Genomic DNA, 15676 nt, shown 5'->3' with positions numbered 1-15676 from the left:
CGGTGCTACCCGTCACGCGATACGCACGGGCATCCGTTCCCGCGTTACAAATAGTGCTTGACGAGCAACTGAAAGAGATTCGACTGCGGCAGCGCGCCGTATTCGGTCGACGACGCACCCGCATTGATCTGCCATTGCAGCGCGACATCGGTTCTGGCGAAGCGATAACGCGCCTCGAGCCAGGTGAGCCGGCTGCGATCGGCGAGGTTCAACCTGACGAAACCGGACAGATCCAGACGCTGGATCCAGGCATCCTGCCACCTGACCATCGCGAAGAGCCCGTCGCGCGTCGTGGGGTCCTGCTGGGCGGCCGCCAGCGTTCGATAGGCGGCGTAGCCGGCCGGGGGGCCATTGCGCAGCGCCTGCCAGCCCGCGCGATCGAGCGCGGCGCCGTCCCGGTCGTACTCCAGCGTGACGGAAAGATTGCGCGACGTCGTGCAGGTCGCGCCGGTCGCGAGCTTCCAGCGGAACGCGACGTCGCTGTACGGCTGCCCGAGCGCGCGTGCAAGCGTCGATGGCCCTCGCCCGCCCGACCACTCCACGTACCCGACGCACGCATTGTTGACGAGATGGACCAGATTGACGCCGAACTGCGGCGAACTGCCGGGCTTTCCGTCGTCGTAGATCACGATCTGCGGCGACAGATCCGAGATGACGCGCTGGCTGAACTGGAGCATCCAGCGCGTGCGCTGATTCGTCGCGCCGAAGTCCGGCGAGAACGATGCGTCGGTTGCGCGATCCGCGATCCGCGGTGCGACGAGCGCGCTGACGGAACCGTCGGCCCACAATTGCTGGCCGCGCAGCATCACCGTACCGAGCCGGTTTTCGCGCAGGCTCGCGGGATCCACCGACGTCACCGAACGGACCGCGTTGTCGCGGAAAAAGTCGGTGGGGTTGTAGCCGGTGGCGACACCGAGCCGCACATTGACGCGGCCTGCCTGCAGCAGCGTGCTGCCGCCGCCCACGCGGCCGTCCACATACAGTTCCTTCAGCGTGTTGATCGCGCCCGAGTCGCCGTCGAAGCGCCACGGACCGTTCAGGTCGAGTCGATCGGCGAAACTGACGCCCCAGCCGTTCGAGAATGCATGGCGCGCACTCAGGTCGAGCGACAGGCGCGTGGCCGTGCGCGTGCCGCCCGGCCGCAGGGTGGCGAAACGCAAGCCGGGTTCGAGACTGAACTGGTACTTGCCGTCGTCGACCTTCTGCACCGGCGTCGCGTCGGCAAGCGCGAGTCCGGCCTCTTCCGCATCGTTTGCATGGCATACGCCCGCCATGCCGGCCAACGCGATACAGGCGATGCCGATTCGCGTCATCATTCCGGCTGGAAACGCGCCATGAAATCGGACTGGAACCAGGCATCCGGAATCTCCCGCGCCACGTAGTCCGCGTATCGCATCACGGTCACGAGATTCGGATTGAGCCCGTCGATGATCACGATCTCGGTCGGCCGCAACGCGCCGAGCTGCTGTTGAAAGCGTCGATAGAAGGCCGTCTTGAGAAGCTTGCCGCTTTCGCTGAAGAAACGTGCCTTCACGGGGCGCGAATCCGTCGTATCGATCCACATCTCGATCGAGTGATAGGTCATGTCGGATACGCTCTGGACGAGCTTCAACCGGTACGCGCGGCGCATCTGGCGCTCGCCGTCCTGCACATCCTCCTCCGCCTCGACCTGCGCACGATATCCCTGCGCGAAATTGACGGTGACCACGTCGCCGTTCGACGCCTGCCCGAGCAACCGTTGCTGCGGCGAAATGCGGATCGTCGCCTTGCTCGCCGGATCGAAAAACCACAGATCGTTGCCGCTCTTGAGCATCAGCTTGTTCGCGTCGCGCGCCGGTGCCGCGAATCGAATCAGGCTGCGAAACTGGCCGCTCGCCGGGTTGATCCGCGAATAGGCGGTCAGTGCGTTCGAATCGGTTTGCTTGCCATCGGTGTATTGGGTCAGCGTGACATTCAGCGTGAACGGTTCGCTCGGGTTGCGAACGGCATCGCTCGCGGCGAGGATGCGCTGCGGATCGGGCGCGGCGTGTGCGGTACAGCAGGCGAGTGCGAGGATCGCGGCGGCGCCCAGGCGCGCCATCGAATGCGTCTGCATCGGAATCTCCGGGGCAAATACGGAATGACGGGGACGAGTGCGGCCCCCGCCCGGAACGGGCGGAGAACCGACTGGCTAGAGGACGTACGGGGACGCTGCGACGCGCAGCTCAGTAGCCCGGATACTGCATCTGTAGCGCGACCCAGGCGGCCGTGCGCTTGCCGAATTCGGACGAGATCGCATTCAGCGATGCATCGAGCGCATGCAACGGATAGCGCGTGACCGGTGCGGACAGCATCCGCGTCGGCGCGTCGACGCCGGCCACACGATCGGGAACGATCGTCAGCCCGCGCCGGGTGCGCACGGGTTCGCGGCTGGCAGCCACCGTGTAGGCGGTCGAGCGGAAAGTCGTCGAATAGGCGTCGGCCTCGAGCACGAGCGCAATTTCGTCGACGCCCGGCGCGATCGGGATACCGAAATCCTCGTGCGACCAGAACGACACATAGTTGGTTGCGATCGTCGCCATCGCCGGCAATCCGAGGCTGAAGCGGTCGGTCGCGATCTCGGACGACCATGCAGGGCGTCCGAGCCGCTCGGCGACCTGCAGCGCGCGTTCGTGCCCGGCGAGCGCCTCGACGAGCGCCAGCGATACCGGAATCGTCGCGGTGACGCCGGTCGTCGTGACGACCTTGCCGTCGGCAACGTAACGCTTGCCGTCGACCCAGCGCGTATCGGCGAACTTCTTGCGCAGATCGTTCATCGAGTACCAATGCCCCGTTGCGCGGCGGCCTTCCAGCAGCCCCGCGCGTGCAACGACCCAGACGCCGTCGCACACGCCGATGATCGTCGCGCCCTTCTTCGCCTGCCCGGCCACCCATGCAAGCAGCGCCGGATCGCTGTCGCGATGCACGGCCGGAACGATCACGTAGTCGGCCCCTTGCGGCACGCGCTCGTCGAACTGCGCGGTGGTTTCGTCCGGAATGACGTTCATCGGCGCCGGGAACATCCGGATCGGGCCCGGCTTCGTCGCGAGCGCGACGAGATCCGCCGCGCCCGATTCGGCCACGATGCCATAGGGAACGACGTAGTCGGTCAGCTCGGTATAGTAGTTTTCGCCGACGACGGCGACGATCGGGCGCGTGCGCCCGAAGCGCGGCTGATAGGCGGGCAGCCGGTCGGCGCGTGCCGCCGCGGGCGCGGCCGCTGCCGGCGCCGACGCTTCGCTCGCGGGCCCCGCATGGGCAACGTTCGCGATGCCCGATGCAAGCGGCGCGAGCAGCAACATCATCCAGTACAGCATGACTTTTCGCATTGAAGCCTCTCCGTGTATGGAACTCATCCAGTAATCAGGCATGGCGCCCGTGCCGGCCGTCATGACGCCGCCGCCGCCGGCAACACGACGTTGAACGTCACGTCGTCGTCGCGCTGCGCGTCCCGGACCTTCAGCGTGATCGTCCACCAGCCGGGCATGCTGAACTTCATCCCCTGCAGCCGATACGCACCGTTTCCGTCGATCTCGACCACGCGGGGGCGCGTCGGCAGACCGTGCCCGTGCTGCGGCATCCCGCCGCTCACGTCGATGCGCGCACCGCGCACGGGCTCGCCCGACGCACGGCTCACGCTAACCGTCCAGACATGGATCCGGTTCAGCGGCGGCGGTGTCGTGGGCGGATCGAGCGTCACGACGTACGCGCCCGACGCCGTCGTTCGCGTCAACGACAGATTCAGACCCGCGGGAACCGACTGCTCGGCCGGTGCGCCGCATGCGCCGAGCATGGCGATGCAGCTCCCGGCGAAGGCTAACATGACGATCCGCCGACGAATCGATTTCATTGACATTTCAACGACGCCCGATGCGGCCGCTCGATCACGCGTAGCGGAGCGCATCGACGATCTCCATGCGCGACGCGCGGCGCGCGGGCAGCAACGCGGACAGCATCGACACCACGAGCAGGCCGATCGCGGTGCCGACGATCAGGTCGTTCTCGCCCCACACGCGAATGATCAGCGGCACCGGCGAGCGGCCCGGCGGCGTCCACGTCAGACCGCTGACATTGATGACGCCGGCGAGCAGCGCCGCGCTGGCGACGCCGAGCACCGCGCCGATCACGCCGAGCAGCAGCCCTTCGCACAGGAACAGGCGCCGCACGCCGGCGCGGCGCAACCCCATCGCGCGCAGCGTTCCGATTTCGACCGTGCGCTCGAACACCGCCGTGCTCATCGTGTTGCCCACGGTAAACAGCACGATCGCGGCGATCAGCAGTGCGACAAAACCGAACAGCGTCGCGAACATCGCAAGCGCTTGACCATAGAACGGGTTCAGCACCGTGTAATCCACGACTTCCGTGTCCGTACCGGCGAATTTCGTTTTGAGCAGCGTCTCGAGCCGCGCCTTCGCGGCAGGCAAATCCGACGTGTGGCGCAACTGGACGACGATCGCCGTGGCCTTCGGCTGCTCGGTGCCGTACACGAGTCGTTGCGCTTGCGCGAGATGCAGGCCGACGTACATGTCGTCGTATTCCTTGATGCCCTGTCGTTCCGCTTTCACGACCTGCAGTTCCGCCACGTTCGGCGCACCGCGCGCGGTCGCCGCAAGCAGTTCGATCCGCCGGCCGCTCGTCCCGGCGGCCGGCGCCGCGCGCGTTCCCTCGGCAAGGGCCGCGATATCGCCCGGAAGCGGCGAGGCAGGCGTGGCGTCCGCGGACTTCCTGGGCGGTTTGCAGTCGGGCACCTTGAGCGGCCCGCACAGTTCGAGTACACGCGCGAGGCCCGTACCGATCACGGCTGCGTCGCCCGTCGTTCCGGTCAGCGCCATCGGCGGGATCGTCACGGGGAAGCGATAGTCGTTCCAGGCGCGCATCCGGTTCTGGTCGTCCACGCGCACGCCGAGCGCGAGCGCGGTACGCGACAACCCCGCGTCGAAGTTGCCCGCGATGCCCTGCAACTGCAGCGTGGGCGTCGCGACGAGCACCATCGTCGCCAGTACCGGGTCGGCCTTCACCGCGTCGATGATCGCTTCGTAGTTGTCGATCCCGTACTCGGAAGGATTGCCGCTGCCGAACTCGTAGAACCCCTTGCGTTCGATCTGCAGGTGGCCGCCGTACTTCACGTAATCGGTTTGCAGACCATACGTGATGTTGCGCGTATAGCCGCCGAACAGCAGCACCGCGTGCGCGCCGACGATCATCGCAAGCAAGGTCGTGATCGAGCGACGGCGGTTGCGCAGCAGATTGCGGAGCGCGAGCGAAAATGTCTTCATGCGAACGCCTCCTGCTCGTCCGTGCGGGTCACGTCGGACACGATCCCGTCGGCAATATGGACGACGTCGTCGCCCGCCGCGATGACCTGCGGATCATGCGACGAAATCACGAACGAGACGCGCCGCTCCCGCTGCAAGCGCCGCATCAGCGCGATGATCTGCTGGCCGGTCTTGCTGTCCAGATTGGCGGTCGGCTCGTCCGCCAGCACGAGGTTCGGCGACGCGACGAGTGCGCGTGCGATCGCGACCCGTTGCCGCTGGCCGCCCGACATCTGTCCCGGACGATGGTGCGCCTTGTCGGCCAGGCCGACCGCATCGAGCATGTCCCGCACCTTCAGCGCCCGCTCGGACTCCGTCAATCGCGTGCCCGCGAGAAGCAGCGGATATTCGACGTTTTCGTGCGCCGTGAGCACCGGCAGCAGATTGAAGTTCTGGAAGACGAAACCGAGCCGGCGGGCACGAAAATCCGACAGCGCGTCGTCCGACAAACGGCCGACCTCTTCGCCCGCCACGACGATGCGGCCGCGATCGGGCCGGTCCACGCACCCGACAAGATTCAGCAACGTCGACTTCCCGCTGCCGGACGCGCCGGCAATGACGGTCAGTCTTCCGTCACGGATGTCGAGCGTGACGTCGCGCAGCGCGGTCACGTTGACGGAGCCCATCAGATACGACTTTTCAACGGCTTCGAGTATTACGGCGTTCATGGTCTCGATGTACGAAGTTGGCAGGCCGCGACAGCACGGTGCAGGACGATCGCGCAGCGCAGAATACCAACTTGCGTGTACGGAAAAACCTGTTCGTTGGGGCAGCGTCCGCGCGCGAACGCGATGCCGGGATGGCATGTCGCGTCCCGCATTCGCGAACAATCACGGCCGGGAGGGATCGTCAACCTGTACCGTCGGACGGCACACGTCGCCGGCCCTTGAGATTACGCTGCACCGTCATCGGCGCGCCGCCCCCGATCGAATCGCGGCCGCGTCTCGTCACGACTTCCGTTCCCAATCGGCATGCCAGTCAAGATCACGCCCTGGTTCATCCTGCATCGCCCGCAACCCGCGGCCACGCACCGGCTGTTCTGCTTCCCGTACGCCGGTGCCGGCTCGCTGCTCTATCGGCGCTGGGCGCTCGATCTGCCCGACTGGATCGAAGTCGTCGCGGTCGAACTGCCGGGACGCCAGACGCGTTTCTCGGAAGCGCCGCCCACGTCGCTGGATGCGATGACGGATGCGTTGGCCACGGCCGCGAGCGGGCTCCTCGACAAGCCATTCGGCACCTTCGGGTACAGTTTCGGCAGTGTCGTCGGTATCGAATGGTTGAAGGAGCTCGATCGACGACGGCTTCGCGGGCCCGTTCATGCGTTCTGTGCAGCGCACCGCGCGCCGCATGTCGCACCGCGTCCGCTCTCGATTCATCGGTTGCCGGAACCGGACCTCATCGGTTGGCTGAAAACGATGGGCGGCACACCGGATGCGTTGCTGTCGGAGCCGGACTGGCTTCGGCATTTCCTGCGCGCGCTGCGCGCCGATCTGGCGCTCGCCGAAGGATATTGCACCGATGCGCCATTCGCGTTGCGGTGCGGGCTGACCGTATTCGGCGGCCTGCACGATCCGCATGTCGATATCGACGCGCTTCGCGAATGGCGCCGCTACAGCGACGGACCGTTCTCCCTTCATCGGTTCGACGGCGATCATTTCTTCATCCATGCCCGGGAACGCGAGCTTCAGGATCGCGTGGTCGCGACGCTGGCCGCACAGGCATAGCTTCGATACGGAGAACCGGTCGCGCCGCATCGGCTGCGAGGTCGTCCCGTCACAGCATCACGCGCTCGATCCCGCCATGGTTGGCGCGTGCGACATAATCGGCCATCCAGTTCTCGCCGAGCACCTGGCGCGCGATCTCGACCACGATGTAGTCCGCTTCGAGGTTCGCGTCCTCGCCGTAGCGCGACAGCCCCTGCAGGCACGACGGGCAGCTCGTCAGGATCTTCACGTCCGGGCCGGCCGCGGTAGCGGCCGCCGGCGCCGCCGCATCGCCCGCCACCACCGGAATCGCACGCAGCTTCGCCGCGCCCTTGCGAATCTCCTCTTCCTTGCGGAAGCGCACCTGCGTCGAGATGTCCGGCCGCGTGACCGCCAGCGTGCCCGATTCGCCGCAGCAGCGATCGTTCTTCTCGATCTTGTAGCCGTCCTTCTCCGAACCCATCAGCTCGTTGACCAGCTTCACCGGGTCCATCGTCTTGATCGGCGTGTGGCACGGGTCGTGGTACATGTAGCGCGTGCCCGTCACGCCGTCGAGCCTCATCCCCTTCTCCAGCAGGAACTCGTGGATGTCGATGATCCGGCAGCCCGGGAAGATCTTGTCGAATTCGTAGCCCGCGAGCTGGTCGTAGCACGTGCCGCACGACACCACCACCGTCTTGATGTCCAGGTAGTTCAGCGTGTTCGCCACCCGGTGGAACAGCACGCGGTTGTCCGTCACGATCTTCTCGGCCTTGTCGTACTGGCCCGAGCCGCGCTGCGGATAGCCGCAGCACAGGTAGCCCGGCGGCAGCACCGTCTGCACGCCCGCCTCCCACAGCATCGCCTGCGTCGCCAGCCCCACCTGCGAGAACAGCCGCTCGGAGCCGCAGCCCGGGAAGTAGAACACCGCTTCCGAATCGACGGTCGTCGACTTCGGGTCGCGGATGATCGGCACGATCTTGTTGTCCTCGATGTCCAGCAACGCGCGCGCCGTCTTCTTCGGCAGGTTGCCCGGCATCTTCTTGTTCACGAAGTGGATCACCTGCTCGACCGCCGGCGGCTTGCCCGTCGTCGCCGGCGGGTGCTGCGTCTGCTTCGTCACGACCTTCTTCAGCATGTCGTTCGCGAAGCGCTGCACCTTGTAGCCCACCCCCATCATCACGCCGCGCGCGACGTTGATCGTCTGCGGATTGGTCGCGTTCAGGAAGAACATGCCCGCCGCGTTGCCCGCGTTGAACTTCTTCTTGCCCATCTTGCGCAACAGGTTGCGCATGTTCATCGTCACGTCGCCGAAGTCGATCTTCACCGGGCACGGCGTCGCGCACTTGTGGCACACCGTGCAGTGGTCGGCCACGTCGTTGAACTCGTCCCAGTGCTTGATCGACACGCCGCGGCGCGTCTGCTCCTCGTACAGGAACGCCTCGACCAGCAGCGACGTCGCGAGGATCTTGTTGCGCGGGCTGTACAGCAGGTTCGCGCGCGGCACGTGGGTCGCGCACACCGGCTTGCACTTGCCGCAGCGCAGGCAGTCCTTCACCGAATCGGCGATCGCGCCGATGTCGGACTGCTGCATGATCAGCGACTCGTAGCCCATCAGCCCGAAGCTCGGCGTGTACGCATTGCGCAGATCGGCGCCCTCGAGCAGCTTGCCCTTGTTGAAGCGGCCGTTCGGGTCCACGCGCTGCTTGTATGCGCGGAATTCGGCGATCTCGTCCTCGGTCAGGAACTCGAGCTTCGTGATGCCGATCCCGTGCTCGCCGGAAATCACGCCGTCGAGCGAGCGCGCGAGCGTCATGATGCGCGCGACGGCCGCGTGCGCGTCCTGCAGCATCTCGTAGTTGTCGGAGTTGACCGGGATGTTCGTGTGCACGTTGCCGTCGCCCGCGTGCATGTGCAGCGCGACGAACACGCGCGCGCGCAGCACGCGCTTGTGGATCGCCTGCGCTTCGTCGAGGATCGGCTTGAACGCGCCGCCGTTGAAGATCGCGCGCAGTTCCGCGCGGATCTCCTGCTTCCACGAGATGCGCACCGTGCGGTCCTGCGTGACGTGGAACACGGTCGCGCCCGGCTGCTCGTCCGCGCGATCGGCGAACTTCTCCGCGAGCGCCTCGTAGCCGAGCTGCACCAGGTAGTGCTGCGCCTCGCGCAGCGGCTGGTCGAGCCGGTCGCGCACGAATTCCCAGCGCGCGCGCACGCGCTTGAGCAGCTCCAGCGCCTGCTGCACGCGGTCTTCCAGCAGTTCCGCGCTCGGGATCTCGTTCGCGTCGTCGGTCTTGCCGAGCGGCAGGTTGCCGCCACGGAAGAACGCCTCGAGCGCGTCGACCAGCTGCAGCTTGTTCTTCAGCGACAGCTCGATGTTGATCCGCTCGATGCCGTCGGTGTACTCGCCCATCCGGTTCAGCGGGATCACGACGTCCTCGTTGATCTTGAACGCGTTCGTGTGCTTCGCGATCGCCGCCGTGCGGCTGCGGTCCAGCCAGAAGCGCTTGCGCGCCTCCGCGCTGACCGCGACGAAGCCTTCGCCGCTCTTGCCGTTCGCCATCCGGATCACTTCGGACGTCGCGTGCGCGACCGCGTCGGCGTCGTCGCCGACGATGTCGCCGATCAGCACCATCTTCGGGAACGCATTGCGCTTGCTCTTGGTCGCGTAGCCGACCGCGCGCAGGTAGCGCTCGTCGAGATGCTCGAGGCCCGCGAGGATCGCGCCGCCCTGCTTCGAGGTCTCGAACAGGTAGTCCTTGATCTCGACGATGCTCGGGATCGCCTCGCGCGCCTGGCCGAAGAATTCGAGGCAGACGGTGCGCGTGTGCGCGGGCATCTTGTGCAGCACCCAGCGCGCGGACGTGATCAGCCCGTCGCAGCCTTCCTTCTGCACGCCCGGCAGGCCGGCGAGGAACTTGTCGGTCACGTCCTTGCCGAGCCCTTCCTTGCGAAAGCGCCGGCCTTCGATCTCGAGCATCTCGGTCTTCAGCAGCTTCTCGCCCGGCGCGTACGTGCCGTCGAACCACTTCAGCTCGAAGCGCGCGACCGCGATGTCGTGGATCTTGCCCTGATTGTGCTCGTGGCGCGTGACTTCGAGCCAGTTGCCGTCCGGGTCGACCATCCGCCACCACGCCAGGTTGTCGAGCGCGGTGCCCCACAGCACGGCCTTCTTGCCGCCCGCGTTCATCGCGACGTTGCCGCCGATGCACGAGGCGTCGAGCGAGGTCGGATCGACCGCGAACACGTAGCCGGCCGCTTCCGCCGCTTCGGTCACGCGGCGCGTGACGACGCCCGCGCCGGAGAAGATCGTCGGCACCTTGTGCGCGACGCCCGGCAGCTCGGTGAGCTCGACCGCGCCGAGCTGTTCGAGCTTCTCGGTGTTGATCACCGCGGAGAACGGCGTGAGCGGCACCGCGCCGCCCGTGTAGCCGGTGCCGCCGCCGCGCGGGATCACGGTCAGGCCGAGCTCGAAGCACGCCTTGATCAGCGCGGCGATCTCGGCTTCGGTGTCGGGCGTCAGCACGACGAACGGGTATTCGACGCGCCAGTCGGTCGCGTCGGTCACGTGCGACACGCGCGACAGCCCGTCGAAGCGGATGTTGTCCTTCTGCGTGCAGCGGCCGAGCGCCTTGGTCGCGCGGCGGCGCAGCTCGGCCATCTTGTCGAATTCGTCGGCGAATTCGTCGACCGCGCGCTGCGCCGCCGCTTCCAGCATCTCGACGCGCGATGCGCGTTCGCGGCCGGCGGCGTCGTACCATCCGCTCACACTCACCCGGCGACGTCTTGCAATTTCGGACAGCCGGTCATGCAGCGTGGCGATCAGGAACGCGCGACGCGTTCGGTTATCGAGCAGGTCGTCCTGCAGATACGGGTTGCGGCGCACGACCCAGATGTCGCCGAGCACTTCGCAGAGCAGCCGCGCCGAGCGGCCCGTGCGGCGCTCGGCGCGCAGTTCGTCGAGCACCGACCACCCCTCTTCGCCGAGCAGGCGAATCACGATCTCGCGATCGGAAAACGACGTGTAGTTATACGGAATATTGCGCGACGGTTCATGTAATCCTGCTATTGCCCGAACACGATCTAGCAAATGTACGCTTGGCAGTCGGGCATTCATTGGCGTCTATGAAATGAATGATGATGCGATCGAGAACCACGCTCGGGAAAGCGGAATCGTATTCGGCAGGCAGCAGGCAAACTAAACGGAAATGGCGCTCCGGACCAGATCGAACGCACTCTTCAGGATCATCGCCGTGGCTATGCCGATCAACGGAGGCGCAAGCACCCCGGTCACGCACAGCAGGACACGGCCCGGGACCGGCAAGCCCGGCCGCTTCCATGCGATATAAAGCGCGGCAGGCGGCAGAAAGAGGATCGACAAAATATAGGCTTTGTACGTCAACCCATGACGCGCGACAAATGCCTTGACCTTTTCCTTGAAAGACATTCCCGAACTCTCCTAGATCAATCCCAGACGGCTAACCTTCGCCACCGCCTGCGCCCTGTTCGAAACACGCAGTTTTTCATACACATTCGTCAGATGAAACTTGACCGTTCTTTCCGACATCGAAAGTATTCGGCCAATTTCCCACGCAGTCTTGCCTTCGACTACCCATTTGATTACATCGGATTCCTTTCTCGTGAACTGAATCCTGTTCGGGTCCGCGCAAGCATTCGGCTCGAAGCCTGCCGCAGGTGATTCGACGGCTTCCCGGCTCTGTCTCGCAATCTTCTGGGTCAGTGCTGCATGCAAATGCATGGCAATGAGACTGACGAGCAACGCCGAATGCAACGTCGTGTCTTCGCACTTCAACTGCAAAACGGTCCGAATGGCCGTCGAATCGCCGGGCGGCGCGCCAATACAAGCGACCACCCCCTGCCCGCGCATGTATGACGCGACATCGTTGACCTGCGCATCACGTTGCGGCAATTCCCCGTCGAGATCGCGCCAGCGAAATGTATGATCCTGACGATCCGACAAGGCGAAGCAACTCAAATATCGATCAATGTCGATCCCGGCTCCAAACAGCGTCAGGCCTCGTCGGGTTCCGGCGTCGTTCGCGGCACCATAGCGATATATCAGTCCGTGAGAAGCTGCATCGCCGCTTCCTCCATGCAAAATCAAACACTTGTCGAACGGAATCACTCGTCCAATTTTTTCCGCGAGCTGATCGATCCCCTCGGTCAAACCGTTGGGACGAAGAATCTCGCCGATGATGCGAGAAAAGGTCTCCAATTTTCCGGGCCCTTATTGAAAAGACAAGGTTCTTGATCGTCGACGCGCCGTGGCAATCCGATTTATTTACCCAAGCTTCAAGACCGTAACGGATTGCCGGCACCTGGCGCTTACTCCCTGTACATCGGCACTGGCCAATATTCGATGACAACATCAAGTCAAGCATCGCTCGCGATGCCATGCTTCAAGAACAAATATTTGTCAAGGAGTACGGATCAACGACGCCGAATGATTAACATCTGAATTATTAACATGCCAATTATTGAAACCGGACTTCACATGCCCTAATGACAGAACGATTTCATCCACGCACGCGATGTCGAAATGTATTCATTCACCAGCCGCAAGCCAGACAATGGCCAATTGAAGAGCCGGCGGCTGAACTTCACGCCTAGACTTCATTCTCTAAACCTGGCGCTGCGCAAGTATATCGGAGGACAGAAGACAGAAACATTACCTTTCGAAAAAAATATGTAATGAAGCTTTCTATCTAGTTACAGCAAAAATTCGAATTTTGTTTCATGCCTGCGACAAACTGACGCACGTCGTTTCAATATTTCGACATCAAGCGCGATTTTTCAGAAGCCACGGCCCGATCGAGCTAGAAAACTTTACAAATCGCCGTGATTTCAATTTCGCATGCTCGTATAGTTCCGTCGATTATTTACATCGTTTGAATTTGCGACAGTCAATTGCCACGCCGATAATTCAGGAAAATCGATTGATCCGATCCTGCTGCCTGAACGCAGTCAAATCTTCCCCGTCCGTTCGAATATTCCCTGACTGAATCGGCAAAAAATCCTGATTCACGCAGCCAGCCGGTCGACGCATCTCGCGACACCCGCTCCTGATCGATCGAACGGCGGGCACATCGCCGGCGCGGCGACAGCGACAAACGGCGTCCTGCCATCGGTCGACAGTATGCGAACGGTGGTGCATTCGGCGCCGGCCAGTATGGCCGGGCATGCTGGCACCGCATCTGTATCCGTGTGCTCGTCGGTACCGCTCGCCAGTTCACGAATGCCCGCCCGACGGGCGTTTCGCCATCGCGCGAAGGCGGCCCTCGAACTTGTGCAGCAACATCGACGCCGTGGCCGCAAGGCCGATGGCGAGTCCGCTCCATATGCCATAGATGCCGTATCCCAGCAGCACACCGGCCACCCAGGCGACCGGCAGACCGATGACCCAGTATCCGACGATCGATATCCGGAACGAACTCGTTACGTCACCGAGCCCTCGCAAGATGCCAACGCCGATGTTCTGACTGCAATCGAAGATTTGCAGCAGTGCCGCGATCGTCAGCAGCCCGCCGGCGAGTCGCAGCACTTCGGCACTCGCGGCCACCCGGTTATCGAGAAACGGCGCAAGCACGCGCGCCGGCGCGACCAGATATGGCAGCGCGACGATCACCATGATCACGACGCCCGACGCGAGCCCGGTATAGCCGAGTCGACGCGCCCCGCGATAGTCGTGCCGTGCACACGCATGGCTGATGCTGATCGACGACGCATGAGACAAGCCGACGGAAATCATGAACACGATGTAGATCACCTGATTCACGATTGTCTGGGCGGCGAGCGCATCGGCGCCGAGCGTCCCGATCACGAGCGTGAGGACGGTGAAGAACGCAGCCTCGGATCCATAGGTCGCCGCAATCGGAAAGCCCATCCGCCACGTCCGCGCCAGCGTATCGGCATCGGCCCGCCAGACGGCGAGCGACAAGTGTTCGGACAGTTCCGGCCGGCGCCTTGCGATCGCAAGAAACGCGATGAAGGAAAGCAGGTACACGCTACTGGTTGCGCACGCAATGCCGATCAGGCCGAGCTTCGGAAATCCGAACCGGCCGAACATCAATGCATAGTCGAGCGCGGCGTTGACGACGATCGATACGATCGTGATCGCCAATAGCGGCCCAGGCCTGCGCAATCCGACGGTATATTGTCGAAGCACCTGAAACCAGAGACACGGCAACATGCCGGGCGCGGCCGCCGCCAGATAGAACGATGTTTGCCGCGCGACGTCGGGATCCTGCCCGAGCCAGACAAGCGGCATTTCGATGCACAGCATCATCAATGCAAACACCAGTGCCGCGAGCGTCGACAACGCAAAGCCGGACCGCACCAGCCGCATGATTTCCGCATGCGCGTGCTGGCCGTTCGCGAACGCGACGAGGTTGCCGGTTCCCGTCACCAGCCCGGTTCCCATCGTCCGGAACTGGTTGAAGATCGTCAGCGCGAGACCGCCAGCGGCGATCTCGCGCGGGCCAAGCATCCCCATCATGACGATGTCGGTGGTCGTCAGCGCCACCTGTGCGAGCTGCGTGAGAACGAGCGGAGCGGCAAGCACGCCGATTTGCCTGGCATCGAGCCAGACTTGCCGATGAAGTTTCATACGGCGCGGGAAAATATCGATTCAAGTTCGTGAGCAACCGACTCGTCGAGCAGATTCCGCTCTCGCATCCAGTCGTCGTCGAACACCGTGTCCAGATATTTCTCCCCGCCGTCACAGACCAGGGCCACGAGTGTCGCACCCGCGGGCAGCGAATCGAACATCTTCAACGCATGCCAGATGACACCGCCTGCCGAGCCGCCGACGAGCAGCGACTTCTTGCGTGCGATATGGCGTGCCGTATTGAATGCGGCCGCGTCCGTCACTTTGAAGCCTTCGTCGAGCAACGCATAGTCGACCAACGCGCCGATCTCGGCGCCGGGCGGTGTCCCGGTGCCGGACTGATAATACGGCCCGCCTTCGCCGCCGAAAACGATCGAGCCGACGGGCTCGACGCCGACGACTCGCGGCGCCGGGCCGGTCGCGAGCAGTTCCCGCGCAGTGCCGAACAGCGACCCGCCGGTGCCGACCGCACCGACCAGAAAGTCGATCCGGTCGCCAAGAATGTCGCGCAGCTCATGTGCCAGCCCGCGATAACCGTTACCGTTCGCGGGATTGTTGTGCTGCTCCGTCCAGATGCCGTGCGGATCGTCGGCCGCCATGCGCTTGGCAAGTGCGTCCCGGTCCGCCGTCGCGATCTCGTCGCCGTCGCTCACGTAGACGAGCGCCGCGCCGAAGGCCTGCATCGCGCGCAACTTGTCTTTCGATGCGTGACGATCCACGACCGCGGTGAACCGATAGCCGCGCTCGGCCGACAACAGCGCGAGCCCCATGCCCGTATTGCCGGAGGTCGATTCGATCACATGCCCGGCCGGCCGGAGACTCCCGTCCCGTTCGGCTTCGTCGAGCATCTGCCTTGCCATCCGGATCTTGGCGCTGCCGGTCGGATTCGTCGACTCGAGTTTAAGCAGGATGCGCGCGCCGTTGGCGCCGCGAATCAATTCGAACAACGGCGTGCGGCCGACAAGATCCGATACCTTCGACACGATCGCAGGTACGGTGATCGTGGCTTGCTCACCGAGAAAGCGTACATTCAT

General features: G+C 64.1%; 12 protein-coding genes. 1 reads left to right on the top strand and 11 read right to left on the bottom strand.

Annotated features, from left to right (window positions below; genetic code table 11):
• Positions 1–44: 44 nt before the first annotated feature.
• The 6 genes from WS64_RS18810 to WS64_RS18785 all read right to left on the bottom strand — a co-directional run bounded on the left by WS64_RS18810 (position 45) and on the right by WS64_RS18785 (position 6001).
• Complete coding sequence (locus tag WS64_RS18810) at positions 45–1316, bottom strand: hypothetical protein (RefSeq protein WP_244166592.1); 1272 nt, start codon at positions 1314–1316, stop codon at positions 45–47.
• A complete protein-coding gene (locus WS64_RS18805) occupies positions 1313–2095 on the bottom strand; it encodes an outer membrane lipoprotein-sorting protein (protein WP_059642217.1) in 783 nt (260 codons plus the stop codon). Before WS64_RS18805 ends, WS64_RS18810 begins: the two co-directional genes overlap by 4 nt.
• 109 nt (positions 2096–2204) lie before the next feature.
• On the bottom strand, positions 2205–3347 hold the full coding sequence (locus WS64_RS18800; protein WP_060967281.1) for a DJ-1/PfpI family protein: 1143 nt from the start codon (positions 3345–3347) through the stop codon (positions 2205–2207).
• Positions 3348–3406: 59 nt separating this feature from the next.
• Positions 3407–3841 carry a FixH family protein gene (locus tag WS64_RS18795; protein WP_244166591.1) on the bottom strand — a complete coding sequence of 145 codons (435 nt, stop codon included), beginning with the start codon at positions 3839–3841 and terminating at the stop codon, positions 3407–3409.
• Positions 3842–3902: 61 nt separating this feature from the next.
• Complete coding sequence (locus WS64_RS18790) at positions 3903–5294, bottom strand: ABC transporter permease (protein WP_059642209.1); 1392 nt, start codon at positions 5292–5294, stop codon at positions 3903–3905.
• A complete protein-coding gene (locus WS64_RS18785; RefSeq protein WP_059583855.1) occupies positions 5291–6001 on the bottom strand; it encodes an ABC transporter ATP-binding protein in 711 nt (236 codons plus the stop codon). Before WS64_RS18785 ends, WS64_RS18790 begins: the two co-directional genes overlap by 4 nt.
• A 303-nt stretch (positions 6002–6304) precedes the next feature.
• On the opposite strand from WS64_RS18785, the gene WS64_RS18780 reads away from it, so the two are divergent.
• Positions 6305–7057, top strand: a complete 753-nt coding sequence (locus WS64_RS18780) for a thioesterase II family protein (protein WP_059642203.1) — start codon at positions 6305–6307, stop codon at positions 7055–7057.
• Between the two features lie 49 nt (positions 7058–7106).
• Here the strand turns inward: WS64_RS18780 and WS64_RS18775 are convergent, their stop codons facing one another.
• From WS64_RS18775 to WS64_RS18755, 5 genes are all read right to left on the bottom strand, one after another.
• Positions 7107–11132: a DUF3683 domain-containing protein gene (locus tag WS64_RS18775; protein ID WP_060967279.1), complete on the bottom strand. Its 4026-nt coding sequence runs from the start codon at positions 11130–11132 to the stop codon at positions 7107–7109.
• An 81-nt stretch (positions 11133–11213) separates the two neighbouring features.
• Positions 11214–11462: a hypothetical protein gene (locus WS64_RS18770; RefSeq protein WP_060967278.1), complete on the bottom strand. Its 249-nt coding sequence runs from the start codon at positions 11460–11462 to the stop codon at positions 11214–11216.
• Positions 11463–11474: 12 nt separating this feature from the next.
• Entirely contained in the window at positions 11475–12251 is a 777-nt protein-coding gene (locus WS64_RS18765) for a helix-turn-helix transcriptional regulator (protein WP_244166589.1), read from the bottom strand.
• 1014 nt (positions 12252–13265) lie between these two features.
• The gene (locus WS64_RS18760) at positions 13266–14642 is read right to left on the bottom strand and encodes an MATE family efflux transporter (protein WP_060967277.1); all 1377 of its coding nucleotides are present in this window, start codon (positions 14640–14642) and stop codon (positions 13266–13268) included.
• Entirely contained in the window at positions 14639–15676 is a 1038-nt protein-coding gene (locus tag WS64_RS18755) for a cysteine synthase family protein (protein ID WP_060967276.1), read from the bottom strand. Before WS64_RS18755 ends, WS64_RS18760 begins: the two co-directional genes overlap by 4 nt.

This window comes from Burkholderia anthina (assembly GCF_001547525.1).
Taxonomy (GTDB): domain Bacteria; phylum Pseudomonadota; class Gammaproteobacteria; order Burkholderiales; family Burkholderiaceae; genus Burkholderia; species Burkholderia semiarida.
This window is presented reverse-complemented; position numbering and strand designations above follow the sequence as displayed.